Source organism: Microbacterium sp. 18062 (assembly GCF_902706225.1).
Lineage (GTDB): Bacteria > Actinomycetota > Actinomycetes > Actinomycetales > Microbacteriaceae > Microbacterium.
This window is the reverse complement of sequence record NZ_CACSKB010000005.1, coordinates 1-26,847: the sequence shown is the minus strand read 5'-3', so window position 1 is coordinate 26,847 and position 26,847 is coordinate 1. Positions and strand designations below refer to the sequence as shown.

22 protein-coding genes are annotated in these 26,847 nt (G+C 64.7%); 14 read left to right on the top strand and 8 right to left on the bottom strand.

The features are described 5' to 3' along the window. Positions 1–21 precede the first annotated feature (21 nt). The 5 genes from galT to GVL03_RS03030 all read right to left on the bottom strand — a co-directional run bounded on the left by galT (position 22) and on the right by GVL03_RS03030 (position 5,139). Positions 22–1,167 carry a galactose-1-phosphate uridylyltransferase gene (galT, locus tag GVL03_RS03050; RefSeq protein WP_159499397.1) on the bottom strand — a complete coding sequence of 382 codons (1,146 nt, stop codon included), beginning with the start codon at positions 1,165–1,167 and terminating at the stop codon, positions 22–24. Continuing rightward, a complete protein-coding gene (galE, locus tag GVL03_RS03045) occupies positions 1,157–2,155 on the bottom strand; it encodes a UDP-glucose 4-epimerase GalE (protein WP_159499395.1) in 999 nt (332 codons plus the stop codon). Before galE ends, galT begins: the two co-directional genes overlap by 11 nt. Before the next feature lie 73 nt (positions 2,156–2,228). After that, a complete protein-coding gene (locus GVL03_RS03040) occupies positions 2,229–3,572 on the bottom strand; it encodes an extracellular solute-binding protein (RefSeq protein ID WP_159499393.1) in 1,344 nt (447 codons plus the stop codon). After that, entirely contained in the window at positions 3,569–4,387 is an 819-nt protein-coding gene (locus tag GVL03_RS03035; protein WP_159499391.1) for a carbohydrate ABC transporter permease, read from the bottom strand. The genes GVL03_RS03040 and GVL03_RS03035 overlap by 4 nt, the downstream gene beginning before the upstream one ends. After that, positions 4,384–5,139, bottom strand: a complete 756-nt coding sequence (locus GVL03_RS03030) for a carbohydrate ABC transporter permease (RefSeq protein WP_159499389.1) — start codon at positions 5,137–5,139, stop codon at positions 4,384–4,386. Before GVL03_RS03030 ends, GVL03_RS03035 begins: the two co-directional genes overlap by 4 nt. 280 nt (positions 5,140–5,419) lie before the next feature. Between GVL03_RS03030 and GVL03_RS03025 the strand changes: the two genes are divergently transcribed. The 10 genes from GVL03_RS03025 to GVL03_RS02980 all read left to right on the top strand — a co-directional run bounded on the left by GVL03_RS03025 (position 5,420) and on the right by GVL03_RS02980 (position 19,205). Beyond that, complete coding sequence (locus GVL03_RS03025; protein ID WP_159499387.1) at positions 5,420–6,136, top strand: MgtC/SapB family protein; 717 nt, start codon at positions 5,420–5,422, stop codon at positions 6,134–6,136. Positions 6,137–6,162: 26 nt separating this feature from the next. After that, a complete protein-coding gene (locus tag GVL03_RS03020) occupies positions 6,163–7,302 on the top strand; it encodes a substrate-binding domain-containing protein (RefSeq protein WP_159499385.1) in 1,140 nt (379 codons plus the stop codon). Between the two features lie 74 nt (positions 7,303–7,376). After that, on the top strand, positions 7,377–8,018 hold the full coding sequence (locus GVL03_RS03015; protein WP_159499383.1) for a 2'-5' RNA ligase family protein: 642 nt from the start codon (positions 7,377–7,379) through the stop codon (positions 8,016–8,018). Positions 8,019–8,368: 350 nt separating this feature from the next. After that, positions 8,369–11,878, top strand: coding sequence for a MobF family relaxase (gene mobF, locus GVL03_RS03010; protein ID WP_159499381.1), 3,510 nt, complete (start codon positions 8,369–8,371; stop codon positions 11,876–11,878). Between the two features lie 166 nt (positions 11,879–12,044). Next, positions 12,045–12,398, top strand: a complete 354-nt coding sequence (locus GVL03_RS03005) for a hypothetical protein (protein ID WP_159499379.1) — start codon at positions 12,045–12,047, stop codon at positions 12,396–12,398. A gap of 149 nt (positions 12,399–12,547) precedes the next feature. Beyond that, positions 12,548–13,729, top strand: coding sequence for a tyrosine-type recombinase/integrase (locus GVL03_RS03000; RefSeq protein ID WP_159499377.1), 1,182 nt, complete (start codon positions 12,548–12,550; stop codon positions 13,727–13,729). Between the two features lie 220 nt (positions 13,730–13,949). Next, positions 13,950–15,026 carry a PIN domain-containing protein gene (locus GVL03_RS02995; RefSeq protein WP_159499374.1) on the top strand — a complete coding sequence of 359 codons (1,077 nt, stop codon included), beginning with the start codon at positions 13,950–13,952 and terminating at the stop codon, positions 15,024–15,026. A 103-nt stretch (positions 15,027–15,129) separates the two neighbouring features. After that, entirely contained in the window at positions 15,130–16,572 is a 1,443-nt protein-coding gene (locus GVL03_RS02990; RefSeq protein ID WP_159499372.1) for a hypothetical protein, read from the top strand. Further along, positions 16,569–18,446, top strand: coding sequence for a DEAD/DEAH box helicase (locus tag GVL03_RS02985; RefSeq protein ID WP_159499370.1), 1,878 nt, complete (start codon positions 16,569–16,571; stop codon positions 18,444–18,446). The genes GVL03_RS02990 and GVL03_RS02985 overlap by 4 nt, the downstream gene beginning before the upstream one ends. A 3-nt stretch (positions 18,447–18,449) precedes the next feature. Continuing rightward, entirely contained in the window at positions 18,450–19,205 is a 756-nt protein-coding gene (locus GVL03_RS02980) for a protein NO VEIN domain-containing protein (protein ID WP_159499368.1), read from the top strand. Here GVL03_RS02980 and GVL03_RS02975 read toward each other — a convergent pair. Further along, the gene (locus GVL03_RS02975; RefSeq protein ID WP_159499366.1) at positions 19,191–20,756 is read right to left on the bottom strand and encodes a methyltransferase; all 1,566 of its coding nucleotides are present in this window, start codon (positions 20,754–20,756) and stop codon (positions 19,191–19,193) included. The two genes, GVL03_RS02980 and GVL03_RS02975, sit on opposite strands and share 15 nt — an antisense overlap. Before the next feature lie 690 nt (positions 20,757–21,446). Between GVL03_RS02975 and GVL03_RS02970 the strand changes: the two genes are divergently transcribed. Together GVL03_RS02970 and GVL03_RS02965 are read left to right on the top strand one after the other, a co-directional pair. Beyond that, positions 21,447–21,842, top strand: coding sequence for a hypothetical protein (locus GVL03_RS02970; protein ID WP_159499364.1), 396 nt, complete (start codon positions 21,447–21,449; stop codon positions 21,840–21,842). Between the two features lie 47 nt (positions 21,843–21,889). After that, a complete protein-coding gene (locus GVL03_RS02965) occupies positions 21,890–22,825 on the top strand; it encodes a nucleotidyl transferase AbiEii/AbiGii toxin family protein (protein WP_159499362.1) in 936 nt (311 codons plus the stop codon). Between the two features lie 225 nt (positions 22,826–23,050). Here the strand turns inward: GVL03_RS02965 and GVL03_RS02960 are convergent, their stop codons facing one another. Together GVL03_RS02960 and GVL03_RS02955 are read right to left on the bottom strand one after the other, a co-directional pair. After that, on the bottom strand, positions 23,051–23,491 hold the full coding sequence (locus tag GVL03_RS02960; RefSeq protein ID WP_159499360.1) for an NAD(P)/FAD-dependent oxidoreductase: 441 nt from the start codon (positions 23,489–23,491) through the stop codon (positions 23,051–23,053). Continuing rightward, positions 23,488–24,963, bottom strand: coding sequence for an MDR family MFS transporter (locus GVL03_RS02955; protein WP_159499358.1), 1,476 nt, complete (start codon positions 24,961–24,963; stop codon positions 23,488–23,490). Before GVL03_RS02955 ends, GVL03_RS02960 begins: the two co-directional genes overlap by 4 nt. A 71-nt stretch (positions 24,964–25,034) precedes the next feature. Here GVL03_RS02955 and GVL03_RS02950 point away from each other — a divergent pair, with 71 nt between their 5' ends. Together GVL03_RS02950 and GVL03_RS02945 are read left to right on the top strand one after the other, a co-directional pair. After that, positions 25,035–25,676, top strand: a complete 642-nt coding sequence (locus tag GVL03_RS02950; RefSeq protein WP_200847041.1) for a TetR/AcrR family transcriptional regulator — start codon at positions 25,035–25,037, stop codon at positions 25,674–25,676. Next, positions 25,673–26,287: a trans-aconitate 2-methyltransferase gene (locus GVL03_RS02945; RefSeq protein WP_159499356.1), complete on the top strand. Its 615-nt coding sequence runs from the start codon at positions 25,673–25,675 to the stop codon at positions 26,285–26,287. The genes GVL03_RS02950 and GVL03_RS02945 overlap by 4 nt, the downstream gene beginning before the upstream one ends. Positions 26,288–26,847: the final 560 nt, after the last annotated feature.

Here is a 26,847-nt window from a genome sequence, read left to right as displayed (position 1 = left end):
GGAGTCGTAGTGGATGCGCACTCACGTCGAGTGGAGCTCTTGAAGGGCTTGACGGAGGGCGTTCGCGCTGGCTTCGGGGGACACGTCTGCAACCCATGCGTTCATTGCCGACTCTGATCCTGCGAGGTACTTGAGTTTGTCTTCGGCGCGGCGGGGTGAGGTGAGCTGGAGGTGGAGCCGTGCGGAGTCGCGCGCGTGTCGCGTGGGCGCTTGGTGCCAGGCGGCGATGTATGGGGTGGGGGTGTTGTAGAGGTTGTCCACCGCGAAGAGGAGCCGGAGATAAACGGTGGCCAGCTCGTCGCGCTCGTCAGCGGTGGTGGCGGCGAAATCCGCGATCTGTCTCTTGGGGAGCAGGTGTACTTCGAGGGGCCAACGGGCTGCGAATGGCACGAATGCTAGCCAATGTTCCGCTTCGAGCACGACGCGGGGACCGTTCAGTTCAGCCTCGATGAGACGGTGGAAAAGATCGTCTCCGACGGTGTCGATCGCGGACAGGAGTTTCTGAGTTCGGGGGGTGATGTAGGGGTAAGCGTAAATCTGTCCGTGTGGATGAGGCAGGGTGACGCCGATCTCGGAACCACGGTTCTCGAATATGAAGACCTGCTCGATGCCCGAAAGCCTTGACAACTCCGCAGTTCGGTCCGCCCATGCTTCGATCACCGTTCTGGCTCGCGTGGGTGTGAGCGTGACGAACGATCCTTCGTGTTCAGGGCTGAAACATACGACTTCGCACCGGCCAATGGCAGCTCGTTCGCGTTCGAATCCGATTGCGGCCATATCACTGAGGTCGACGGGTGCTGGTGGCTCGAGACTGGGCGTGTCGGCAAGTGCGGGACCGAAAGAAGGGGACTTGTTCTCGAACACCGCGACGTCATAATTCGACGGGATCTCTGAGGGGTTGGTGGCCGTCTGCGGAGCGAGGGGATCTTGGTGGCTCGGGGGCATATAGGCGCGCGTTTGCCTAGCAGTGGCCAGGGCGATCCAGTCGCCGGTGAGGACGTCTTGACGCATGGTGGCCGTGCGCGGGCGGTGCTCGGGGGCGCGACCGTCGATGCTTCGGTGCGCGGGCAGGACAGTGCCGGGGTCGTCGAAGTAGATCAGCTCGCGACCGTCCGCGAGGTGCGTTGTCCGCTTGACGACACCAGCGCCGAGGTTCTCAACGTTCATCCGACTCCTCCTGCTGGTTTGCGCGGTGTGCAGCCCAGCCGCTACGCACCATCTCCTCGACGCTGTACCGCATCGTCCATTCAAGATCTCTGGTTGCCGACGCGCCGGACGCAACGATGCGGTCGGGATCGCCTTGTCGGCGGGGACCGACGGCGGGATCGAATGCGATGCCGGTGATGTCCCGAGCTGCATTCATGATCTGGCGCACGGAGAGTCCCGTGCCGGAACCGAGGTTGTAGGCGGTGAGCAGCGGTTCGCCATCGCTGAGCTTCTTGGCGGCTACGGCATGCGCGGCCGCGATGTCGGCGACGTGGACGTAGTCGCGAACTGCGGAGCCGTCCGGTGTCGCATAGTCCGCCCCGTGGATCACGGGCGCCACGTTTTCTGAGAGGGCGCGGAAGATGAGTGGGAAAAGGTTATACGGGCTCGTGTCGACGACGCGTTCGCTGCTTGAGCCGACGACATTGAAATATCGCAGCGAGGTGTGCTGCAGCGGGTGACCCGTGCTTCTCGTGGCTGCTGCCTGATCACGAATGAGCCATTCACCGATGAGTTTGGACTCGCCGTAAGGAGTAGTGGGGTTCTTGGGTGTGGACTCGGTGACTCTTGGGACTTCAGGTGTTCCATAGACGGCCGCGCTGGAGGAGAACACGATCCGATGCACGCCAGCACGATGCATGGCGTCCAGGACGCTCCGCGTGCCCTCGACATTCTGTTCATAGGTGTGGAGCGGACGATTGACCGATTCGCCCGCGTATTTGTACCCGGCGACGTGGATGACTCCGGAGGCGTGGTTCGTCCGGAGCGTGTTCTCGAGGAGTTTCGTGTCGAGTATGTCCCCATGGACAAGCGGAACGTCTGGGGGAAGGAAGTGTGCGTGGCCGGTTGACAGGTTGTCCAGCGCGATCGGGTGCAGTCCGGAGGCCTGGAGCGATTCGACGATGTGAGCACCGATGTATCCGGCGCCGCCGGTGACTAGCCAGCTCATGGGTGTGCCTTTCGCGAGCGGAGCAGACCCCCAATGCTTGGAGTCTGCCCCGCTCTTGGTGGGGTGCGGTCGCTTACTGGCCGACGCGCTCGTTGTATGCAACGAGCTGGTCGGTGCCCTTGTCCTGCGCCGCGACGAGCGAGGATTCGACGTCGGCGCCGCCGGCGATGGCCTGGATGGCGCTACGCACATCGGCGCGGCTCTGGCCGAAGGCGCCGTTGTGGCAGCCGCCAGTTGCCACCGAGTCGGTCGTGTTAGTGAGCTGCTCGAGGAGCGCAACCTTTGGCTGGCTCGTCTCTGATTCGATGAGCGCGTCGAGGGCGTCCTGGTTGCTCGGCAAGTAACCGCTGTCCTCAAAGATCTGCTGCTGCACATCAGCGGACCCCATGAAACGGGCGAATTCGACAGCTGCGGCCTGGTCGGCTTCGCTGTGTCCCTCGCCGAGCACCCAGAGTGCACTGCCGCCCGGGACTGCGCCGCCGCCGTCTGCGGAGACGGGAAGAGCGAACGCCTGAATGTCGAACGCTGCCGCGGCTGTCGTCGTGCCGAGGCTGGCAGACGAGGCGAGGAGTATGGCTGCCTGCCCCACGCTGAACGCGTTCTGCGCGGCGACGCCGTCGCTGCCGACGTTCACGATCGCCCCGGACTGCAACGACGACTGGTAGTGGGTCCAGGTGTCCACGAGTTCGTCGTTGACGAAGTCGAATGCGTCGGCGGGATCCGCGCCGAGCCCGTTGTCGGGTGTGCAGTAGACGACCCCGTTGAGGGCGCTGAACTGCTCGTTCCACCACTCGTTCTGCTGGAAGACAAGACCAGGCGTGCCCGTGGCGGCGTAGATCTCGTCCGCCCAGTCGAAGAGTTCGTCGATCGAAGAAGGCGGGGTGGTGGCGTCGAGGCCCGCCGCATCCAGTTTCGTGGCGTCAAAGAACACCGCCGGCTGCGACACCATCAGCGGAACGGCCCACAGTTCGTCGTCGAACGTGTAGTAGTTGGCGGCTGCCGCGACGACAGCGCTGCCGTCAAACCCTTCTTCGCCGAACGCCGCGATTGTTTCGGGAGAGGTGGCAAGGCCGCTGTCATGCAGGTAAGCGGAGAACGTGTCGCCGCCCTGCAGGAGCACGGGCGTGTCACCGCTTTGGACAGCGTTGGTCAGTTTCGCGGCCGTCTCGGTGTAGTCGCCCTGGTAGATCGGATTGATGGTGATGTCGTACTCATTGTCCGCGTTGAACGCGTCAACCTGCTTGAGGAGGGCATCGGCTGAGGACCCGCCTACTGAGTACCAGAAGTCGATGGTGATTGGCCCGCTGGGCTCGGCCGTGGATGGGGTTTGGGTAGCGCCGGAGCATCCGGCCAGGAGAAAGGTCACGGCGGCGGTTAGGGAGATCGCCGCAGTCACCTTCTTGCGTGTGTTCTTCACTTTACTGCTCCTTCGGTTAGTCCTCGGGCGAGGAACTTCTGGCCCACGATCACGAGGATGATCGTGGGGATGCTGACGACGATGAGACCTGCCAGGCCAGCGCCGAAGTCGGTGTCCGCCTCATCGAAGAGCGCTTTCACCCCCACCTGTACGGTCCGTGCCGTGGGCGACTCGGTGACGAGCAACGGCCACAGGTACCCATTCCACGCCGCGATCGCTGAAACGAGAGTGACGGTCATGACGGTCGGTTTCGTGAGGGGTAGGAGGAACCCGAAGAGAAACCGCATCGGTCCGGCTCCGTCGACGGTCGCCGCTTCCTTGATCTCCGCAGGGAAGCTGAGGAAGGTTTGGCGCAACAGGAAGATCGAGTAGGCCGAGGCTACGAAGGGGATGAACACCGCGACGATGGTGTCGAACAGACCCAGCGACCGGATCGTGAGGTAGTTGGCGACCACGGTCGCCTCATTCGGGATCATCATCGTCACGAGATAGACACCCAGGACCAGTCCCGGTCGGCGGAAGCGACCAAAGACAATCGCGTAAGCGGCGAGCACGCTCGTCACGACCTGCAGCCCGGTCTGAGCAACAACCACAACAGCACTGTTGAGCATCTGCCGAAACAGTGGTGCACGGTTGAACGCAGATACGAAGTGATCCCACGTGAAACCTGTGGGCAGCAGATCCCAGAGGGTGCCGGTGATCGCCGGTGTAGGGCGAACCGAGCCAAACAGAACGTAGACCAGCGGCAGAATGATCACCAACGCGACAATGGCGAGGTAGGTGAAGAGCGCGATATGCGCAACGGGCTTCTTCATCGGTAGTTGACCCTTCGCTCGAGGACGCCGAATTGGATCGCGGTCAGCGCGAGGATCAGCACGAGCAAGATGATCGAACGAGCTGAGGACGCCCCATAGTCCGCGGTGCCGCCGAACGCGGCTTGGTAGATGTCGATCACGAGCGTGCGCGTCGAATCCGCGGGTCCACCGCCGGTCAGGACGTTGATGATGGTGAACTCGCGCAGAGCCTGAATCGACTGAGTCACGATCACGAAGAACAGCGTCGGGGTGATCAGGGGCAGAGTGATGCTCAACGTGCGACGCCAGAATCCTGCGCCATCGACGTCAGCGGCCTCGAATACCTGCTTATCGATAGAGTCCAGAGCGGCGAGCAGCAGCAGCACGGTGAACCCGATCGCGGTCCAGACGTCCACGATGATCACGGACAGAAGCGCCACGTTCGTCGACGTCAACCAGCCGACGTTCCCCCCGCCCAAAGCATGAGCAATGACGTCGAACAGTCCGGTCGACGGTGTCATCAGGGCGCGGAAAGCGAGACCCGCCACGGCGGTGGAGACCGCCATCGGGATCAGGACGGACGCCCGAAAGACGCCCGTTCCGCGCACACGGCGTGAGATCGGAAGGGCGATCGCGAGCCCGACGATGACCTTGCCCGCGACGGATCCCAGCATGAATAGAACGGTGATGCCCAGCATCCGCCAAAAGTCAGGGTCGCCGAACATGTTGCCGAAGTTCCGGCCGCCCACGAACCCGCTGGGCTGGCCGAACAAGTTCGTCGACTGCATCGACAAGAAACCGGTACGAAGCAACGGCCAGTAGTCGAAGAAGACGATCGCGATCAGGCTCGGGGCGAGGAACAGGATCGCCCAGAAGTGCGGGCCGCGACGTCGGCGCCCACGCGTCGTCGCTGGCAGTGCGGAAGTGTCAACCACGATGTCTTTCTCCGTCTACTCGGTGCAGTTGAAAGTGTAGGGAACGTTCCCTACTATTGCAAGCGTGCTCATCCAGCCGGTGTCCGGCGGGTGTCGCCAGACGAAGGATTAGGTGAACATGCTTCTGCAGATCGAGTGGATCAACGCCTCGACACTCACTGAGGTGGTGCTCCTGGCGCTAGCTTTCTTGTTGTCCTCGGTCGTGGGAATCGAGCGGCATCGCCAGGTGAAGAGCGCGGGGCTACGCACCCACACGCTGGTCGGCGTGGGTTCCGCGATCTTCACCCTGGTCTCGGCCTACGGGTTCAGCATGGTTGATGGCGCCAACGTCACGCTCGACCCCTCGCGTATCGCTGCGCAGATCGTCTCCGGCATCGGATTCCTCGGCGCCGGTGTGATCTTCGTGCGGCAGAACATTGTGTCCGGACTGACGACCGCAGCGTCCGTATGGGTTGTCGCGGCAATCGGAATGGCCTGCGGGGCCGGGATGCCGATCCTCGCCGTCGCGGGAACCGCGCTCCATCTGGTGACCGTGACCGTCCTATCTCGCCTCGCTCGAAGAGTTCCGATCGCAGGACGTGGCCGCGACCTGGTCGTCTATTACAAGGATGGACGCGGAGCCCTGCGATCTGTGCTTGAACGCGCTTCGGAGATGGGGTTCGAGGTCGCGCTGACGGGAACTCATCGTGAGGAGAGCGGCCGATCGACTCCGATCGTCGCTGCCAGCCTGCGCTTCAATCGTGGGAAGACATCCATCGACAATCTCGTGGAAGCGTTGACCGAGGTCAAAGGTGTTCAGAAGGTCGAGGCAGCCACCGAAGGCGATGCCGTCTAGGGTGGCTTAGGTCGCCGAGTGAGACGATGAGTGATGTGAAGAACACCCCGAGCGCACGTCAACTCGCGCTAGACCGCGTCGCCGCGGGCGACTCCATCGAAGAGACTGCGCAGCAGTACAACATTCCGCCCGACCGGTTGCGCCGGTGGGTGGGAGCGGCAGATGCGTCAGAGGAGCCAACGACGCGCACTCGACCGCGCGGTGGCCAGGCGACGATTTTTGATCTGGCCGAACATACCGGGCTATCCAAGTCGGTCGTGTCACGAGCGCTGCGTGGCCAGTACGGCGTGAGCCCAGACGCGCAGGCGCGCGTGGCGGCGGCAGTGGAAGAACTGGGCTACGTGTCCAACGCTGCTGCCCAGAACCTCAGCGCGTATCGCACTAACACGATCGGAGTCCTGGTCCGAGACGCGTCCGCCCCATTCTACGGTGAGATGCAGTCTGCCCTCCAGAAGAGGGGAACGGCGCTGCAGCAGCGCGTATTCATTACGTCAGGCGCGCTCGACAACAACGATGAACGACGCGCCCTCGAAGACCTCATCGCCCTGCGCGTCGACGGGCTGATCGTCTGCAGCGGCCGCCTCCCTCTCCGCGAGGTCAAGCGGTTCTCAAGCAAGTTCCCGGTGGTGGTCGCAGGCAGGCCGGACGTGGACCCGGCCGTGGACAGCGTTTTCGGCGATGAGGACGAGGGGGCCCGTCAGCTCGCAACCCATCTTCTCGAGCGTAAACACCATGACATCGCCGTCTTCCAGCCGCCGGCCGCGATATCTCCTATCCTGCACAGGCGCACGCAGATCATGGCAACCCACCTCGCGACGGGCGGGGCCCAGGTTACGGCTGTCGCGGTTGCTTCACCTGATGACGTGTCGTCAGCCCTCGCCCACCTTTCCGCCGAGGTCACCGCGGTCATGTGTCCCAACGATCGCTACGCCGCAGCGCTTCTTCTGGGCATGCAACGTGAAGCCAGGTCCCTCGCGGTGACCGGATTCGACGGCCTGGGAGGGCTGGCTAGCGCTCTGATCGACATCACCACCTGGCGTCAGCCCATCGAGGACGTCGGGGCGGCGGCGGTAGACCGACTCGTCCGGCTCGTGGCGAACAGGGGCCTGAAAGTGGAGCACCTCGCTTTGCCGGGTCGGATGCACATCGGTCGGACGACCTCCTGACGCTAATCGCCGCGCTCGGCCACCGATCACTCCGGCTATAGTAGGGAACGTTCCCTACTATGAAGGAGTATCGCATGGACACCGCTATCGACGGATTCACGTACGGCGTCTATCTCCGCCCAGACCCACTAACGTGTCGTGCAGTTGTCGATCTCACTGATCTGCTCAAGAGGCAGTTCGGGATCGTATCCGCCGCCGCCTTCCCTCCACACGCGACTCTCGCGGGGGCGGTCCCAAGCAACGCCAGCGAGGACGAGCTCATCAAGGCTCTGGATCCCGTGCTGGCTGCGGCCCGACCGCTGGATCTCCATAACTCAGGGATCGCCCGCCATAACATCGCGATCACGTTCGATGTCGACAAGACCGTGACCGGGCAAAAAAACCAAGATATCAAGGACCTTGCCATCCGCATCAATGAAGCCCTCGAACCGCTGCGAGACGGCGGAGAGGGGTATCGAATGAAACCGTTTGACGCCGATGCATTCCGCGCCCACCTCTCCCTGGCGTCTCACGATCTAGAGGTCACCCCCCACCTCCGGGCCGAAGTCGAATCGTTCCTGCGCGCTATGCCGCACACTGCACCATCCGACTTCGTCGCAGACACCGTGACGCTCTTCCGATTTCACAGTTCGGACTGGACCGGGGAATGGTGGCACGACCTCCGCTGGTGGCATCTCCGCTCCTGGACCCTCGGACACGGACACTCGCAGCGCTAAACCCCTTCTGTGATGAGCGCGCTCGGGCGTCGCTCGATAGAGGCGGCGATCCCCTTTCGCGAAGGTCGGTCATCCCGGGAAACTACTCGCGCCGCGGCAGGCCGTGACTGCCATGAATCGGATCGCAGCCTGCGCGGACGTCGCGTGGCGACCCGTCATCGCCGAGCACGGGGGAGCAAACGACCGCACTTTTCCGCCTTGCGATCCTTCACGCTCGATACGACTGTTCGCGCGCACGGCCAGGAGTGCTGCTGTGAGGCTCAGCTCGAACCGCGTCTGGAGGCTTCGCCCGGGAAGACGGGCGGGCTGTGTTGCCATACCTGAGGTGCGTGACGGTCTCGATCCGAGTGATGAGTGCGGGCCAGGGATACCGATATCTGCTGCACTCCGTCGTGGCCGGTGACGGGCATCGGGATGCAGCGTCCGCGCTGACTCGGTACTACGCGAATGCGGGTACTCCGCCCGGTACCTGGGCAGGCAGTGGCGTCGCCGGCTTCGCTTCACTCGCAGAGGGCGGCGAGGTCTCCGAGGACCAGCTTCGGCGGCTGATGGGACACGGGCAACACCCCGACACGGGCGAACTTCTAGGCCGCCCGTATCGCCAGTTCGCCGGCTTGGAACAACGCATCGAGCGTCGGGTGGAACGACTTCCGAAGGACCTCGATAAGTCCGAGCGTGAACTCCAGATCGCATCGGTCACGGCCGAAGAGGCAGCGAAGCCCACCAGTACTCCAGTCGCCGGATTTGACTTGACATTCTCGGCGCCGAAGTCTGTCTCAACGTTATGGGCGGTCTCCGACGCGGGCACACAAGCGCTGATCGCGGCCGCTCATCACCAGGCGATGAAGGACGTGCTCGATCTGCTCGAGCGTGATGTGGCGATGACCAGGGTCGGCGCGGAGGGCCCGCGCGGGGCGGTCGCTCAGGTCGAAGTCCGAGGTGTGGTCGCCGCTGCGTACGACCACTACGACTCACGCGCCTCCGACCCACAGCTGCACACCCACGTCGTAGTCGCGAATCGGGTGCAGGGGGTGCATGACGGGAAGTGGCGCACCCTGGACTCGCGTGCGTTGCACGCGGCTGTGTCTGGCCTGTCGGAGCACTACGACGCGGTCCTCTCGGATCATCTCTCGCGATTGCTGTCGATCTCGTGGGAGGCCCGCGGGCGTGGTGTGGGCCGAATGGACAGGTGGGAGATCGCCGGGGTTCCGCAGGATCTGATGGACGAGTTCTCCTCTCGCACGAAGGACATCGAACGGGTCAAGGAGCGGCTGGTCAGGGAGTATGCGGCCAAGCACGGGCGTCAACCGTCTCGCGCGCTGCTGTGGCAGATCCGTCAACAGGCCACGCTCGAGACGCGCCCGCCCAAGGAGCTGCGCTCTCTGCGGGAGCTGACCGACCTGTGGCGTGCACGCGCGTCCGACGTGCTCGATCGCGACGCCGTCGCTTGGGCGCGCGAACTCGCCACGACCGGGTCTGCCGAGGCGCTGCTGCGTGCGGACGACATCCCCTTGCAGGACGTGGAGCAGCTGGCGTCGGTCGTGGTGGATCAGGTCGCTGAGCGCAGGTCGACATGGCGACGGTGGAACCTGCATGCCGAGGCGGTGCGGCAGACAATGCCGTACCGGTTCGCGTCGGCCACGGATCGTGATGCGGTTGTGGGCCTGATCGTCGATGCGGCTGAGGCCGAGTCGCTGCGATTGACGCCGCCTGAACTGGCGAGCAGTCCACCGGTGTTTCAGCGTCCCGATGGCTCGAGCGTGTTCCGCCCCAAGGCCTCCACCGTGTACTCGTCCGAGGCGGTGCTCGCGGCCGAGGATCGGCTGCGGGACGCGACCGGGCGCCGCGACGCGCCGACTGTCGACCTGGAACTGATCGCGAGGGCTGCTCGCCCGCACGCGCCCGGTCAGCGGGCACTCGGCGCGGACCAGCAGGATGCGATCGGGAAGATCGGCGTGTCCGGCCGGGTGCTGGATGTGCTCGTCGGCCCGGCGGGCGCGGGCAAGACCACGACGATGCGCGCGTTGCGCCGAGCGTGGGAGGCCCGCTACGGCATGGGGTCGGTGGTGGGGCTTGCCCCGTCGGCGGCCGCAGCGGCGGTCCTGGGTGAAGAGCTCGACGTGCAGACAGAGAACACGGCGAAGTGGTTGTACGAGCACGACCGGGGCCGATGGGATCTGCGCGCCGGGCAACTGGTGATCATCGACGAGGCGTCGCTGGCCGGCACCTTCGCGCTGGACCGCATCACCGCGCACGCCGCCGAGGCTGGCGCGAAGGTGCTGCTGGTTGGCGACCACGCTCAGCTGCAGGCCGTGGACGCGGGCGGCGCGTTCGGGATGCTCGTCCGAGACCGCGACGACGCCCCGGAGCTCGTAGATGTGCGCAGGTTCCGCAACGACTGGGAGAAGAACGCCTCCCTCCAGCTGCGTCTGGGCGACACCGCCGTGATCGACACCTACATGGATCACGGGCGGGTCGCCGGCGGCGAGCATGACCAGATGCTGGACGCCGCCTACCAGGCATGGATGCGCGACGGCGCTGCGGGGAAGGTGTCGGTGCTGATCGCCGAGACCATCGAGACCGTCACCGACCTCAACGAACGGGCACGATCGGACCGAATCCTCGCGGGGCTCGTCACCGACGGCGGAGTGCGCCTACACAACGGCACCCGGGCATCCGCCGGCGATGTCGTGATCACCAGGCGGAACGATCGCCGCCTCGCCCTCGGTCGGGGCTGGGTGAAGAACAACGACCGATGGCACGTCATCGATGCCCACAATGACGGTTCGCTCAGCGTCCGGCGTGAGAAGTCGCGCTGGCGCAGCACGATCACCCTGCCCACGGCCTACGTCGCCGAGCACGTCGAGCTCGGGTACGCGATCACGGCGCACCGCGCCCAAGGCGCGACCGTCGACACCGCTCACGCGGTCGTCGCCAGCCCCGAGATGACCCGCGAGGCGCTCTACGTCGCCATGACCCGCGGACGCGAAGCGAACACGGCATACGTCGTGACTGACCAGCACCATCATGAGGAACATCAGCACCGAGACGACCTGCAGAACAGCGCACGCTCCATCCTGTACGGGATACTCCAGCACACCGGCGCCAAGCTCTCCGCCCACGAGACAATTGCTGCGGAGCAGGACGAATGGACATCGATTCGGCAGCTCGCCGCCGAGTACGAGACCATCGCGCAATCCGCGCAACACGACCGGTGGCTCGGGCTCCTCCGCGCAGGCGGACTCGACGAGACCACCATCGATGAGCTCGTCACCACCGACTCGTACGGGGTCCTTAGCACCGAACTGCGGCGCCTTGACGCCGAGGGGCATGATGTCGACTCTTTGTTGCCCCGAGTTGTCTCGGCCGGAAACCTGGAGGGAGTCGACGATCTCGGCTCGCTCCTGCGATACCGGATGCAGACGGTAGCGAGCCGGTTCACTCCGGCGGTCCGGCGTCGCCAGCTCATCGCTGGCATCATCCCTAAAGCGAACGGAGACATGGACCCAGCGATGGCACGAGCTCTCGCCGAGCGCGAGGAGCTCATCACGCAACGTGCGGTCGGGCTCGCTCGCCGGGCCGCGGGGGAGAGCGGCTCCTGGGCGCCGCTCACACTTCCGTCCAGTGTCCGCCCGCTGCCGGATGACGTCCTCCAGCCGTTGACGGTCGTCGCCGCCTATCGCGATCGGTACGCGGTCACCGGCCAAGACCCACTTGGTCCCGTCCCGGACGCCGACGCGCAACGCGTGGACTACGAACGCGCCCGCACTGCACTCGCGGCTCTCCGCGACGCGCGAGACGCACAGCCCGACGCTGCAGAGCAGTCCCTCCACCGGGGTGTCTCCCGGGACGCCCGCTGACGGTCTGCGTTCCCTTCCGCTCGACGGCCGACGAGCGTAATCTGGGTGCAGCGGCAGGACAATCGTTGGCCGACCCCGTTCCGGCGGGCGACGCAGACCCCTCGGGGACCTCAAAGCTCAGGACCACGCCGCACCAACCGTGTTGGCCTGAAAGCGAGGACCCCTCATGCTCATCCGCACCCTCTGGACACTCAGCGTCCGCACCCGCACCTTCCTGCGCCGATGGATGCCCACCAACATCCTGCTCGACAAGCTCCGCACCCGACGCGGCCTCAAGTGGGGAGTCCCCGCGATGGGGCTCGGCCTCGCCTACCTGCTCATCGCCGCGGCAAGCATCACGCTCATCAACGGAGGCTGGTCGCAGGGGCTCTACATCGTCTTCGCCCTGTGTCTTTGGAACGCGCTGAAGTTCCTTCTCTTCGGCCCGATCAGCCTGCTGCTTCTCGCGAGGGCACGCGTCCACGAACACCGCGGGAAGCGTGATCTCCAACGATCCTCCGCGGACGCAGTGGCGGCGTAGCTCGCGCGGAGCACCGAGGGCATGAGTCGCGAGCATCGATGATCGGCAGACTGGAGGGATGCCCCCTCAACAGCGCAGCCGCTGCCACAGCTTCGTAGCCTCGCCGAACCTGACCCGCGTTCTCACCGAAACGGGGGAGCGAACGCTCCGTGGCTAGACCTCGCACCCCGATCGGCACGTACGGCACCATCTCCATCCGACGCCAGCCCAGCGGCCGGTACGCGGCGCGCACCCGATACCGCGACTGGGACGGAAAGAGCCGAGACGTCCAATCCACCGCCGCCACGAGGCCCGCGGCGGAGCGCGCGCTCAAGAAGAAGCTCGCCGAGCGTTCGCTGTTCCACCCCGGGTTCACCGGGATGAGCGCCGACAGCGCGTTCACCGCCCTGGTCGACTACTGGCTGGAGGACATGGAACTCGAAGACCGCCTCTCCCGCACGACCCGGCAACTGTATGAGCGGAACATGCGCACCCTCGTGCTGCCGTTCTTCCAGGACGTCACCCTCCGCGAGATCGGCGTAGCTCGCTGCGACTACTTCCTCAAGCAACTCGCGAAGCAGAGCTACAACCGCGCCCGCCAAGCACGCGTCGTCCTGCGCCTCGCACTCGGACTCGCCGTCCGGCACGAGATCCTCCCACGCAACCCCATGGACCACGTCTCGCGCCTCCGCAGACCCACCCGCAGCCCCGACGTGTTCACCTGGGACGAGATCCAAGCCATCCGTGCCGCGATCCGCGACTGGGAGAAGCGGCCCATCCTCGCCGGACCCCGCCCAGACGGACAGCTCGGTCAGATCGTGGAGGTCATGCTCGGCACCTCCGCCCGCATCGGTGAGGTTCTCGCGATCCGCGTCGTCGACCTCGACCTCGAAGCGCCCGTGCCGATGGTCCGGATCGCGGGCACGATCGTCAGCCGCAAGGGCGAGCCGACGCACCGGCAGGACCATCCGAAGACCGCACGCTCGGTCCGTCGCGTCGCGCTCCCCGGGTTCGCGTTGCGTGCGGTCCGTGCTCGGCTCCGCGGCCTGCGTTTCGTCGGCCCGGAGACACTGTTGTTCGCCACCCGTGTCGGGACACCGCACACGACGAACAACGTCCGACGCCAACTGCGGGATGTCATGGACCAAGCTGCCATCGAAGACGTCACCCCGCACCGGTTCCGCCGCACCGCCGCCACCGCGATCAACGACGTCGGGGGACTTCAGCTCGCGTCCGAGCTCCTCGGCCACAGCGACCCCGCCATTACCCGCGAGCACTACATCCGCCGCAACGAGACCGTGAACCCCGCCACCGCCGACTTCCTCGAGCATGCCTTCGGGAGAGCCAGTTGAGCGCACGTCTGGTCAGGCCCGCCGCAGCGCTGCCGCGAATCGTGACGGGTGGTCGAACTGGGCGGCAAGTCCTCCAGATCCTGCTGTCCGATGCCGACCTTGCGGAAGCCGTCGCCCCCTAATCGACGAGAACCGCAGCGCCGTGACAAAGTCCTTTAAAACGTCGGGGTGGTCCCAGTTGAGATCGGGCTGCTCGTCGCAGCCCCGTAGGGTCACTCTTATGACAGGCGACCGTGTTCTTGCGTTCTTGGACTCCACCGAGTTCTCGATGGACTCGAGCCTCCGGTCAGCGAAGTGGGACTCGCTGCGTCGTGCGATTGTCGACGGGCAGCTCGTGCTCGCTGCATCGGAGGTCACGATCGGAGAGGTGTCTAGGCAGGTCGGTGAGCGCGCCACCAAGTACAACGGGATGATCCGTGAGCAGTCGAAGCAACTTGTCGCTCACCTTCCTGACGTGAACGTGCCAGGGGAAGCGGACGCTTCCACATTCGAGCAGAGCCTTCGTAGCCGGCTCGCGAGCACGGGGGTCGTTATCATGCCGCTGCCCGTCACTTCTCACGCGGCCCTGTTGTCGCGCGACCTGTCGGGGCGTCGTCCGTTCAAGCGAAATGGCACGGGTTACCGGGACGCACTCATCTGGCTGTCATTCGTCGAGTGGATCGAACGAGAGCACGCCCATCAGACAGAGGTGTACTTCGTGACTGCGAATCGCTCCGACTTCGCGGATCCGTCAGGGGCTTTGCATCCTGATCTGCAGGCCGACCTCCCTGTCGGAATCGACGTGACGCTCGCGGAGAAGCTGCAGACGCTGATCGAGGTGGTGCGGCCTCCGGTGGACTGGCTCGCCGTCGATGAGCCGGTCGCAGTTGAAAGGGCGGCGGCGGCGGCCATCGCGGAGTTTGCATCTTACCGAGGCTTCCCTTTCAATGACCTTCCGGTGGACGAGCCCTATGTCGATATGCCGCCCGTGGATCGCGGATTCATCACGACGCTCGATCTCGATCCTGGATCCGCGGAGCTGGTGCTCGTTGACAGAGTCGATGGCATCCAGATTTGGGACGTGTCTGTGTCGGGCTCACTGACACTTGAAGCCCGTCTATGGGACGTGAGCGAGGCGCGAACCCTCCCGGAGGGATGGAGACTCCTCACGAGCGCCGGCGGGGCGGAGGCGGCGTTCGTTGAGGGGTCGTTTGCGTGCACGTGGGTTGCGGATGTCCGGATCGATGCGGACGGCCGTGCGATCGATGTCGCAGTGACGCAAGTCGTGCTTCGCCTCCCGCGCCCGCGAGAGGTCTAGGTGGACCCGACAGCCTGGTAGAGCAACGATTCTGTGCTGCCGTCGTGCATGTCGGCACTCGCCCCTACCCTGGGGGTACACAGCAAGCTCTGAAGGGAACGACGTGACGGCATCAACGCGGGAGCTCCACATCACGAAGGCGCTCGACGAGCAGCGCAACCGACCGGGTGGTGGAGAGGCGACGACGCTCTTCTTCCGAGGCAAGCGCGAGCTGCTGCCCGTCATCGAGTTGCCGCTGACCGTGCCGATCCTGAATGCTCGCAGCTTCCGCATCGCGCCGCTCCTTGAAGACCACGCGAAGAGAGATCGGGTCGAACAGGATCCGGAGTCTGACGAAGCCCAGGGGGTCGTAGCGGAGCTCGTACGCCGCGCCCATCGCCATAAGGAAGGGCTCAAGGAGAGCTTGCATGTGGATGGGCAGGACCAGCCGGGCGTCATTACGCGCAGCGGCAAGCTCATCAATGGAAACTCGCGTTGCGTGCTCCTGCGCGAGCTGGTGCACGATGGCACCATTCCGTCGTCGACGGTGATCCGGGTCGCCGTACTGCCTTCAGACACCAGCAACCGCGAAGAACTTGACCTCGAGAGCACGCTACAGCAGCAGAAAGACTTCAAAGACGAGTACAACCTCGTCAGCCGCCTAATGATGTTGCAGCGCCTTTCCGACAGCGGCATGAGTGATCAAGCGATCGCAGCGCAGCAGCGGACCAAGGGCGGTGCCAAACGTGTCAAAGAGCTGCGCGAGATCCTGGTGCTGATGGGTCGAGCCCGGCTGCTGCCTACAGAGCACCTCCCGCTTTCAGCCTTCGTCAAGGAGGAGGACCAGCAGGAAAACTGGCTGGCGCTCCGTTCGAAGGTGCTGGAAATCGAAGGGCTTTCCACACGGGACGCCGCCGACAGCTATCTGCGCGAGTGGCTGGTGGCCTACTTCACGGGTCATGACTCAGTCCACCAGCTCCGTAACGCCACTGAGGGGTGGACCCGCCGGGACATGCTGCCGCACCTTTCCGAGGCTGGCGCGGACGGGGAGCGGCTACACGAGCTAGTGACGGCTAAGGACGAGGCGAGCGCTACGGATCCAGCAGCCGCGGCGGCGGAGCCGGAAGGGCTCGATCTGCTTGCAGTGAACGCCGAGGACGCACCGGCAGCGAGCGTCATTGCCCCGACGCAGAGGCTGCTAGACCTCGCCACGCAGTCGTCGCAGGATAGCGCGCGGGAGTTCACGTTCCAGGACGGCACAAAGCGCACAGGGCAGGAACTGCAGAAGATCCTCCACAAGACAGCGTCCGAAGGGCTCAGCGACGCCGCCCAGCGGAAGAAGGATGCGAACCGCCTCACCCGTCCGCAGTCCGAAGCGGACGGCGCTGCCCGTTCCCTGCGTGGACTCATTGAGGCGCTCGAAGACGTGATCGACGATAGCGAATTCGTGCCGAAGACAGACGACCTTCGCACCACGCTCGATCTGATCCAGTCACGGCTCGACGAGGCGATCGAGTTGGTCGGGTCGGTGCCTAAGCATTCAGACGAAGGGGATAGCGAGGAGTGACCGGAGCGATCTCCGCCCGGCTCGACGAGAGGCCGCCGCGGGTAGTGATCTCAGGGACGGATGTCGAACGACACGCCTGGACCGAGATCGCGATCGTCGTCGACGGCGAGATGAATCTAGGCCGTACCGAAATCTCCACCTCGGTCGAGACCTTCCTGCGCACCCGCTCTCGTCTCATCGGCGCACTCCGCGCGCACACCGTCGGCTTCGGCGCAGACGCCGGTGTTCGTGAGCTCTTGGCTCGTGACGGCGAAGACGCCGCCGGTCTGCAAGGCGCTTCCGACAACCCGCCTGCGGTGGATCTGCCCGGTGAGTTAGCGCACGGAAGGTTCGCCCTCGTCCGCGAGCTTCGTGAGTTCCAGCTCAGGGACCTGACCAAGCTGCTGTCCCTCCGCCACGGAGCCAACTTCTCCGTCCCCGGTGCCGGCAAGACGACTGTTGCGTACGCTACGTACGCGGTCGAGCAGTCCAGAAACCGGGTCGACAAACTGCTGGTCATTGCTCCGTTGTCTGCGTTCGGAGCGTGGCAAGAAGACGCCAAAGCGGTGCTTTCACCCGCACCGTCTGTCGGCCGTGTCGGCCGCGACGGGATTCCGTCGACAGATGTAGTGCTCGTGAACTACCAGCGACTCCCGGCGATGCTCAATGACTTGCTGAGTTGGGTGTCGACGCGCCGCGTGCATCTCGTCGTCGACGAGGCGCACCGAGCAAAGCGCGGAATCGGAGGCGAATGGGGACGCGCGATTCTCGCGGTCGCTCCGCACGTACAACGTCGGGACATTCTCACCGGTACGCCCGCGCCGAACCACCCCCGCGACCTTGTCTCGCTCCTGAACATTGTCTGGCCCTCGGGTCGCGCCTCTGCAGCCATTCCGGCCGCCGCGCTCGCCCGCGATCCTCAGCCACGGGCGATGCGGGCGGTCAACGACGCCATCGCGCCGCTGTTCGTCCGGACCACCAAGACCGAGCTGCAGATCCCGGACCCGGTCATCCGTCGCGTGCCCCTGCCGATGAAGCCGCTCCAGCAAGAGATCTACGATGCGTTACTCAACCGCTATGCCGGCATGTTCGACCTGTCCCGGCATGACGCCCTGATGTTTGCCCAGATGGGTGAAGTGACAATGTACCTGCTGCAGGCTGCGTCGAGCCCACGCCTCCTTCGATCCAGCGCCGATGCCGCGCGGGCGTACAGATTCCCACCACTCGCCATCCCGGCCGGATCACCGCTCGCCCAGCTTGTCGAGAGCTACGCCGACCATGAGATATCGGCAAAGGTCGAGGCAGTTTGCCGGCTCGTACGCGAAAACGCGGAGCGGCCGGAGTCCAACAAGACGTTGGTGTGGTCGAACTTCCCGGGCAATCTGCTCGACCTCGAACAGCAGCTCGCAGCGCTTGAACCAGCCGTGGTCTACGGTGGCGTGCCGAGCGCCGATGATGCTCCTGCCGGAGTTCGCACCCGCGAGCGTGAGATCGAACGTTTCCGCCATGACCCGAACTGCCGTGTGCTGCTCGCCAACCCAGCCGCGCTGGCCGAGGGGGTCAGTCTGCATCTCGAGTGTCACGACGCGATCTACATCGACCGTACGTTCAACGCCGGCCAGTACCTGCAGTCACTCGACCGAATCCACAGGCTTGGCCTCCCCGCCGACACTGTCACCACGTTCACCATCTTCTCGACGACAGGCACGATTGATGAGCGCGTCGATCGTCGTGTTGAGGAAAAAGTCGCGCGCCTTTCCCAATTGCTCGCCGACGACCGACTCGTCGAGCTCGCACTACCAGATGACGAAGAACCTGCTGCAGTGCTCGACGAACAAGCGGACCTCGAAGCGGTGCTCGCAGAGCTTGGACGTCGACCCGTAGAATCGCCTTGACCTATGGCACCGGTTACCCTCTATCAGGTAGGCGCTGCCCTATGGGTGGTGCGGGCGATCGATGAACACGGGTCAACTTCCGCCGCTCTAGACGCGGCGTTCCATGGCGCCGTGACTCAGGGCCGATTCCCCCGCCAGGATCTCGACAACGCCCTCCGGCTGCTTCGCACACGCTCATTGGTTGAGTTTGCCGAGGACGTGACCCGACATCACGAGTCCCTGTCTGCGCTCTTGCCGCTCGGAGACGATGTAGCCCTGCAACTACTCGCTGAACTGCTAGGCGATGCTGAACATGCAGAGAGCGGCGACGATGCCGCTCGGGCGATGCTTGGCGCGCGCGGGGAGGAAGCCGTCGCGGCATGGTGTGTTGAAGAGCTTCTCACACTGGGGCGCCGCGACCTGGCCCTGCAGGTGCAGCGCGTCAGCCTCGTCAGCGATCGCTTCGGATTCGATGTCAGCGCGCCGACAACTACGAACGGACCACGCAAACTCGAAGTCAAGACGACCGGATCCTTCTCAGCGCAGATCTTCCGCTTCTACCTGACACGCAACGAGTTCGACGTTGGGCGACGTAATCCCCTCACTTGGGCGCTGGTGGCGTGCCGAGAACGCGAGGATGTGGTCGCGATTCTGGGCTGGTGCCGCGCGACTGAGCTCGAACGATACTTGCCGGACGACGCCAATGGTCGCTGGACCGAAGCGCTCGTAAGTCTGCCGATCGCGGCACTCTTTCCCAGCGTGCCGTCAGCGGTGAGTTGACTCTTCTGCCACGGATAGTGGAATGCGAACCGCACGGAGCGCGCCCGGCTCGAGTTTGAGTAGCCCGGCGCCCTGACGCCGGGCTACGCTCGTCAGTGCGGCTTGACCGTCGTCCGACCTGAGCCACTCCAGTACGCGCCTGCGCGTCGTCACGCTGACGTCCTGATGCCACGTGAAGCCGTACAGGTTGTTCGTATGCGTGGCCCCGATCAGGTTCTCTACGAGTCGGAAGCGATCCTGCGTCATCGCTCCGACCAGCACGTCAGGCTTGCGAACCTCCGCCGTGAGGTCGTACCAGTCGCGTCGCGATGCGCAAAGTACCCGCTCGTGGATGTGTTGCTCCTCGGCGGCGTCGATCAGAGTACGAAGCTCGTGACTGGATGCAACCTGTGAAGGTGTGATAGTGAGGAGCCAACCTGCTGCGCGTGACGACGCGCCGTCGACGCCCTCCTCGGATAGCTGGTCACCGAACTCGACTAGCCGGGTGATGACGCGCTTCCTAGCAGACTCGGGGAGTATCTCCGCAGCGTCTCCGTGCAGGATGAACGTGCGGTTCGCCCCGGTTGCTACGCCACGCTTCACGTCAGCCAAATCAGAGAGTGCGACCGTCGCGCGCTCGGCAGTGGTCCCGCTGTCGTTGTCGAACGGCCTACGCCACGATGCCGGGTTCTCATCTTGACGAGCCAGCGCTCTCGGCTCGGCGTCCCGCCAGCGCGCCACACGGAACGCCTGGATGGCTGGCTGCTGCGTGCCGATCACCAATGCGACCGCATCCACCTGCGCACCCCCGAAGAGGTCTTCCGACTCAACCAACCTGAGCTCGACGGCGCGTCGCGAAGCATTCCAGATCGCTCCGCGAAGGTCGCGCGCGTACTGAGATTCGAGCCACTGAGCGGGAAGCAGCAAACTCAGACCATCGCTCGGAGCAAGGTGCTGGAAGGTGAGTGCCGTGATCAGAGTCGACAGGCTTGCCCGCGACCCGCACACTCCGTCGGTCAGCTCGTGAAGCCGCTGACGCTCCTCAACGCTCATGAGTTGAGCACGAGTGTACGGAGGATTGCCAAGAATGAGCCTCCCACCGGGGGTGGGTGCGTCTTCGCTTGAGAGCCACTCGGTGTAGTCGCGCCGAACGAGCGTCACTCTGTCCTGCAAATCGGAGGACTTGTCGGGAGCATGTTCCGAGAAGAGGCGGACGGCGAGCAGCCCGAGAGTCACCGGGTTGATGTCGACCGCGACGACGTGTGCTTTCGGCCAGCGCTTGGCGGCCTCTGCAGTGAAGACGCCGACGCCCGCTCCCACGTCCACAACAGTGTGAGGCGGTGACTGCTCAGCCTCCATCCAGAGATCCAGCATGAGCTTTACCTCAGCGGCTGGCGTGAAGAAGGTGCCAAGCTGGCGGCGATGCGCACGGCTCACAATCACTGAGTAGAGGCTCGCGAAGGCCTCATCCGGACCATGCTCGATCGTTGCGCGGAACAGCTCAAGCGCGTCACTGGGCGGCTCAGGAGCCTCGTCCATCCACTGGCGGACCTCGACCGGCAACTCCTTCATCTGATCTGCTGCCAGGAGGCCGCGCGCTACGCCTCCAGCCGCGAAAAGTGCCTTCCGTTCGCGGGCTGTTAGTCCCGGAACCCACGTGGCCTCGACTTCCCCGTGCGAGGGGTCCCGTAGCCACCGTTCGAGGGCAGGGGGCAGGCTTGCGGGCATGTCCAACAGTTTTACCCTGGGTGGGCGACATTGACCGAATCCGTGCTCGGTAGGTCGGAGAGCAGCCGCGATTGGTCCCGGCAAGTCTGGCAGCCTGGTGACTGACGATGTGTCGATCGGGCAGGGTCATATCGAGGCGAACGACGAGCGACTTGAGGAAGCTGTTCGGCACGGCCGTGTTGGTGGGGTGACGATGACACTGGAGCGGTGTGTCGCCCTTCGCCGCTATCGCGACCGCTGCCTCCTGGCCTGCTGAGTGCCCGGCACATCGCATGCTCGCGCCGAGTCTCGAGGTGCACTTGTCTAGATGTCACGTTCCCGGTAAGCTTTCGTGACATGAGTGTCCTGTCCCCGTCGGCTGTGATTCGGAGTGCCCCCGAGCGGTCCTTCGTTCACGTCAGCCGGCTGCCGGGCACTGCGGCCGCCGCGCGTCAGGCCGCGTCACGAGCTGCCCGGAGCGGCGAGTTGTTGCCTGTCCGTCGGGGCTTGTACTACCGCGGCGCGAAGACGCGGTATGGGATGACACGTCCCCGTGTGGAAGAGGTTGCCAGGGAAGTGCTCGGCGAAGCGGGAAGCGGCCCGACCGGGTACTCCGCTGCGCGCGAGTGGGGCGTGACGACCCAGATTCCTTCGTCGTTCCATGTCGCGACGCTCTGGACAACGGATCCGATCCCAGGGGTGACCCAGCACGCTAGACGGAACAAGGAGCGTGCGAAGCTCAACGCGAAGGAGATCGGCCTCCTCGAACTGATGCGTGCCCCCGACGTATACATCGAAGCAGGGTGGAACGCCCTGGTAGCGCGAGTCCGAGACGCCCTTGCCAAGAAGGAAGTGCGTGAGGAGTCTCTTCGTACCGCCGTCGCCGGGGAGCGAAACACCAGCGTGCGAGAGAGCTTCGACAGACTCGTCACCGATTTGGCGGCCCATTGAGTGAGCGGCTTCGGGATCACCCGGACGACCTTGACGCACTCATCGGTGTGACCTCCGACGCGTTGGGGATGCCAGCGGTCTACGTTGAGAAGGACTTCTGGGTTACCGAGGTCCTTCGAGCGGCCAGCGCTGGAAGAGTGATCACTCTGCCGGATGGATCCCTCTCTGCGGTGACGTTCACGTTCAAGGGTGGGACGAGTCTAAGTCGGGTGTTCGGCATCGTGGATCGGTTCTCGGAAGACGTCGACCTGCTCGCAGAGTTCCCCGCTGAAGCCTCTTTGAACGCTCGACACAAAGTCTTGAAGGCGGTAGACGAGGCGGCTAGGAGCCACCTGGGTTTGGCGAACAATCAGGTCACCGTCGGTTCCTCGACGACGGGCATCAAGCGCTACACGACTTATGTCTACCCGACCGCACGCCAAGACTCCTCGTTGAAGGAGGGCGTGCTCCTCGAGCTGGGGAGCAGGGGCGGAACTCAGCCATCTGCGCCGCACCAGTATCGATCGCTCATCGCAGATCACGCAATCACCGTGCTTGGTGATGACGAGTCGGCATGGGAAGAGTTCACGTCCTTCGAGGTCAATGTGCTGGCACCAGAGCGCACCCTGTTCGAGAAGCTCGCTGCCGTCCACGACGCGGCGAGCCGGAACGACACTGCCGCCCTGTTGAAGCACGGCCGCCACTTCTACGACATCCACCGCCTCGTGGAGAACGAGCAAGTGGCGGGCGTGCTCGAAACGATCGGCCCTGCGGACAAGCGGCGACTCATCGACGACATCGAGCAGCAAAGCGTTGCCGCAGGTTTCTCTTCGACGATGCGGCCAGCCGACGGATACGCGTTGAGTCCGGCGTTCGACCCAAAACACTCATCGCGTGACGCCATCGAGACCGGATACAACGTCGCGCAACAGCTCATCTACGGAGAGCTCATCTCGCTGGAGGCTGCTGTCGCGAGCGTGCATCGCGTGCGGGATCTGCTGTAAAGAGACGCGTCTGCGGAACGCGCCTTATCGGGAGAGGAGGCCGCTTCGGACGCCTCCAGAAACCCACGTATACCCCCGACGAAGGTGCGAACGGCTGCCAAGAACCGGGACCTGACCGGGACCTGATGCAAGCAATCCATGCAAGTCGTGACGTGAAATGACGCCGTTGGAGGGGCATCGAGGTGCGGAAAACCAAGGAACCAGGCCGAACCGTCTACCTGGGGGTCAGGGGGTCGCAGGTTCAAATCCTGTCATCCCGACAGAAAAGCAGTGGATGACGTCCTTGCCCCATCGCGCAGCCAAGCCGGGGATGTCGGGCAGATTGTCGCGGGTGCCGGTGGCCAGCAGCACCGTGTGTGCGGTCACATCGTGGCCTGCGTCGGTGCGGACACGGAAGCCGTTTCCTTCGGCGCGGGCATCGGTGACCCGGCCGGTGATGACCTGACCACCGTATGAGGCGACCTCCTCACGCCCCTTCCGCAGCAGTTCGAACGGGCCTATGCCTTCCTGACCGAGGAGGCCATGCGCGCCCAGCGTGGAGGCGTTGCGGGGCTCGCCGTTGTCGATGACGATGATGCGGCGACGCGCGCGAGAGAGGGTGAGTGCCGCGGACAGGCCGGCGGGCCCGCCGCCCACGACGACGATCTCGGTCTCGATGGTGCTCATACGGCGACCTCCTTCTGGTCGGCCTCTGCCGGCATGGTGGGGGCGGGTGGCTTGCGCAGGAACAGCGCGAGGATGATTCCGGCGGCGCTGATTACCGCGCCGACACCGAATGCGGTGCCCACACCGCCAGCGAGGGCGGTGAGCGGGTTCTCGCCGGTGCTGGCGGTGGCGGCGGTGGCGGCGACAGTGAACAGCGTGATGAACAGGGCGGTGCCGGCGGCGCCGGAGACCTGTTGCAGGGTGTTCACGATGGCGCTGGCGTGCGCGTAGAGCTTCGGGGTTACCGCGCCGAGCGCGGTGGTCATCAGCGGGGTCATCATCATCGCGGCGCCGACGCTGAGCAGCATGTGCATGCCGATGACTAGCCACACGGGGGTATCCGTCCCGAGGGTGGAGAACGCGGCCATCGCGCCGGTGACGATGATCGCTCCGGGGAAGATGAGGGTGCGAGGGCCGACCTTGTCGTAGGCCATGCCGACGAACGGCGCCAGCACGCCGGAGAGGACCCCGCCGGGCAACAGCATGAGGCCGGCGACGTAGGCGGGCTCACCGAGCACTTGCTGGATGTAGAGTGGCAGCAGAATCAGCGACCCGAACAATGCGATGGAGACGATCACGATCGTGATCGTCGACATAGTGAACAGGCGATCGGCGAACACGCGGACATCCAGCAGCACTCGGTCGGTGTCGCGCAGCGCAAGTTGCCGTGCCACCAGTCCGGTCAGGACGACGACGCCGACGAAGATCGGGATCCAGGACGGCAGACCACCCTCGCGCTCGGCCTGTTCGCCGATGCTCGCCAGACCATAGATGAGGGCGGAGAACCCGACCGCGGACATCAGCACAGAGAGGACGTCGAACCGGGCGAGCATCGTCGGGGTCACGTTCCGCAGCCACACGGCCCCGGCGACGATCGCGAGCACGGCGATCGGGAGGACGATGATGAACACCCACCGCCATCCCAGCGACGACACGATCACGCCCGACACCGTGGGGCCCAGGGCCGGGGCGGCCGCGGTGACGATCGTGACCAGTCCCATCGTGCGGCCCCGGTGCTCGGGCTTGACCAACTGCATCACGGTCGTGAACAGCATCGGCAGCATGATCGCCGTGCCCATTGCCTGCACGATCCGCGCGGCCAGCAGCACCTCGAATTCGGGTGCGAACGCGGCGATCGCGGTCCCCGCCGCGAATAGCCCCATCGCGGTGAAGAAGTTGCGGCGCAGCGAGAAGCGCTGCAACAGCACGCCCGTGATGGGGATGACCACCGCCATGGTCAGCATGAACGCGGTCGTCAACCACTGTGCGGAGGCGGCCGAGACGCCGAAATCGTCCATGATGTGCGGGATCGACACCCCCATGGCCGTCTCGTTCAGCACAACGACGAACGCGGAGACCAGCAACACGGCGATCGCGGGACCGGTTCTCAGTGGGACAGCCGGTGGGGCAGTACGCATGGGCACGGTGGTCATCGAGTCTCCTTGGGATCAAGTATGTAAATGGTACTCAGTACCATATGGGTACAGCGTGCTAACCTAGCAGCGTGACTTCCTATTCCCCAACTCCGGCGCCAGCGCCCGATCTGCGTGAGCGACGCCGTCGCGAACTCACGCGCATGATCGCGTTCACCACCGTCGACCTGTTCGAACGCAACGGGTACGCGGCGACCACCATCGAAGACATCGCCGCGGCCGCGGGAATCTCCCGCACCACGTTCTTCCGGCACTGCGCCACCAAGGAAGCTGCGGTCCTCATCGACGACGCAGGGGTGGACACGGAGTTGGTCGCGGCAGCAGAGCGCACCTCCAGATCCGGCCCGCTGCGTCAGCTGGAGGTCGCGTGGGAGAAGCTGACAGCGGTGTTCGATACCGACCAGGAAGGACGCGATCTGTTCCTTCGGGTGCGTCGCCTGATGCGCGATAACCCGCCGCTGCTAGCGGCAGGGCTGGAACGCGACGCCCGGCTCGCCGAACACATCGCCGCAGCCCTCGTCAATGGCCCCGGCATTGACTCATTGGACGCGCACGCGGTCGCGGAGAGCTTCGTGCTCGGGATGCGTCTCACCTTCGACGAATGGGTGTGTTGCGCCGATCAAGCCCCATCCGCGTCGCCGCCGGTCCTTCACGACGTCTACAAGCGCGTTCGAGCCGCACTTGTCCGCGCCAACGAAACGACCATGCGATGACCGACGAGTTCGACAAGAACTACTGGGAAGCCCGCTGGGCCAGTACGCACGGCCCGAGCAGCCTTCCCCCGCATCCCGCGCTGAATACTGAGCTCACCGACCTGCGCCCCGGAACGGTGATCGATGCTGGCAGCGGCGAAGGCGCCGAGGCCGCATGGCTCGCTGTGCATGGATGGGCCGTCACCGCGGTCGATATCTCCCCACACGCCGTCACCCGTGCCTCCGCCAGCACCACTTCCAACGCCGAAGGCGGTTCGGTGACGTGGGTTGAAGCAGACCTCACCGAGTGGGAACCCGACCAGCAGGTCGACCTCGTGACAACGTTCTACGCCCACCCCACGATGCCACAGCACGCCTTCTACCAACGCATCTCCGAGTGGGTAGCGCCTCGCGGGACACTCCTCATCGTCGGCCACCACCACGACGATCGAAGCGGTGGCAGCCACGGTCACCCTGAGAATGCGCTCGCTAGGATCGAGCAGGTTCGGGACCTCCTGGATCCAAGCGACTGGGTCGTGCACACAGCCGAGATCCGCGAACGCATCGTCGCCTCGCGCGGCGATGCCCTAGTCACCCTTAGGGATGTCATCATCCAAGCCCGGAGAACGTGACATTGACTGTCGGGCCGAAGTACGCAGAAACGTGCTGGCTTGGTGAGGATCTCGAGTGACATCCCTCTGCGTAGAGGAGTTTCTCAACACGTGCGAGACAGCCGGCGTGATCGTGCCGCGGTGAGCTTTAGGGTGTGCACTCCTCCCGGTTGACCCAGAGGCGCACCACTGAGTGATCCGTGAAGTCGCGGAGGTCAGCGCCGTACGTGCGGATAGTCGACGCGACCGTCGGTCCGGCCCGTCTCGAGGACGGCGGTGAGCACCTCCGACAAGGAAGATCATTCCTCGACCAGAGCCGACCTCACGAACTTGATGGATTGAACGACCGGGCGCCCACCGGCCGTCCATTTCGCCTCGCACAGCCCGTTCAGGCGGCGAAGGCGGCCCGGACGGCGTCATTGACGATGGCGCCGGCGCTGACGTTGAGTCCCTTTGTCGCGCGTCAGAATGTTTGGCAGGGGTAGTTAGTTGCTGATGCAATGCCCCTATCGAAAGGTCTGAATCATGAGTCGTCCCCCGACGATCCCGGCGGAGAAGAAGCTCCGCATCGTGTTGTCCGT

Excerpts from the sequence above, each read along its gene's own strand:
- GVL03_RS03025 (WP_159499387.1), top strand. The coding sequence starts at position 5,420 with ATGCTTCTGCAGATCGAGTGGATCAACGCCTCGACACTCACTGAGGTG.
- GVL03_RS02980 (WP_159499368.1), top strand. The coding sequence starts at position 18,450 with ATGGCACCGGTTACCCTCTATCAGGTAGGCGCTGCCCTATGGGTGGTG.
- GVL03_RS03005 (WP_159499379.1), top strand. The coding sequence starts at position 12,045 with ATGCTCATCCGCACCCTCTGGACACTCAGCGTCCGCACCCGCACCTTC.
- GVL03_RS02955 (WP_159499358.1), bottom strand. The coding sequence starts at position 24,963 with ATGACCACCGTGCCCATGCGTACTGCCCCACCGGCTGTCCCACTGAGA.
- galT (WP_159499397.1), bottom strand. The coding sequence starts at position 1,167 with ATGAACGTTGAGAACCTCGGCGCTGGTGTCGTCAAGCGGACAACGCAC.
- GVL03_RS02960 (WP_159499360.1), bottom strand. The coding sequence starts at position 23,491 with ATGAGCACCATCGAGACCGAGATCGTCGTCGTGGGCGGCGGGCCCGCC.
- GVL03_RS02975 (WP_159499366.1), bottom strand. The coding sequence starts at position 20,756 with ATGAAGGAGTTGCCGGTCGAGGTCCGCCAGTGGATGGACGAGGCTCCT.
- GVL03_RS03035 (WP_159499391.1), bottom strand. The coding sequence starts at position 4,387 with ATGAAGAAGCCCGTTGCGCATATCGCGCTCTTCACCTACCTCGCCATT.
- galE (WP_159499395.1), bottom strand. The coding sequence starts at position 2,155 with ATGAGCTGGCTAGTCACCGGCGGCGCCGGATACATCGGTGCTCACATC.
- GVL03_RS02945 (WP_159499356.1), top strand. The coding sequence starts at position 25,673 with ATGACCGACGAGTTCGACAAGAACTACTGGGAAGCCCGCTGGGCCAGT.
- GVL03_RS03020 (WP_159499385.1), top strand. The coding sequence starts at position 6,163 with ATGAGTGATGTGAAGAACACCCCGAGCGCACGTCAACTCGCGCTAGAC.
- GVL03_RS02995 (WP_159499374.1), top strand. The coding sequence starts at position 13,950 with ATGACAGGCGACCGTGTTCTTGCGTTCTTGGACTCCACCGAGTTCTCG.
- GVL03_RS03015 (WP_159499383.1), top strand. The coding sequence starts at position 7,377 with ATGGACACCGCTATCGACGGATTCACGTACGGCGTCTATCTCCGCCCA.
- mobF (WP_159499381.1), top strand. The coding sequence starts at position 8,369 with ATGAGTGCGGGCCAGGGATACCGATATCTGCTGCACTCCGTCGTGGCC.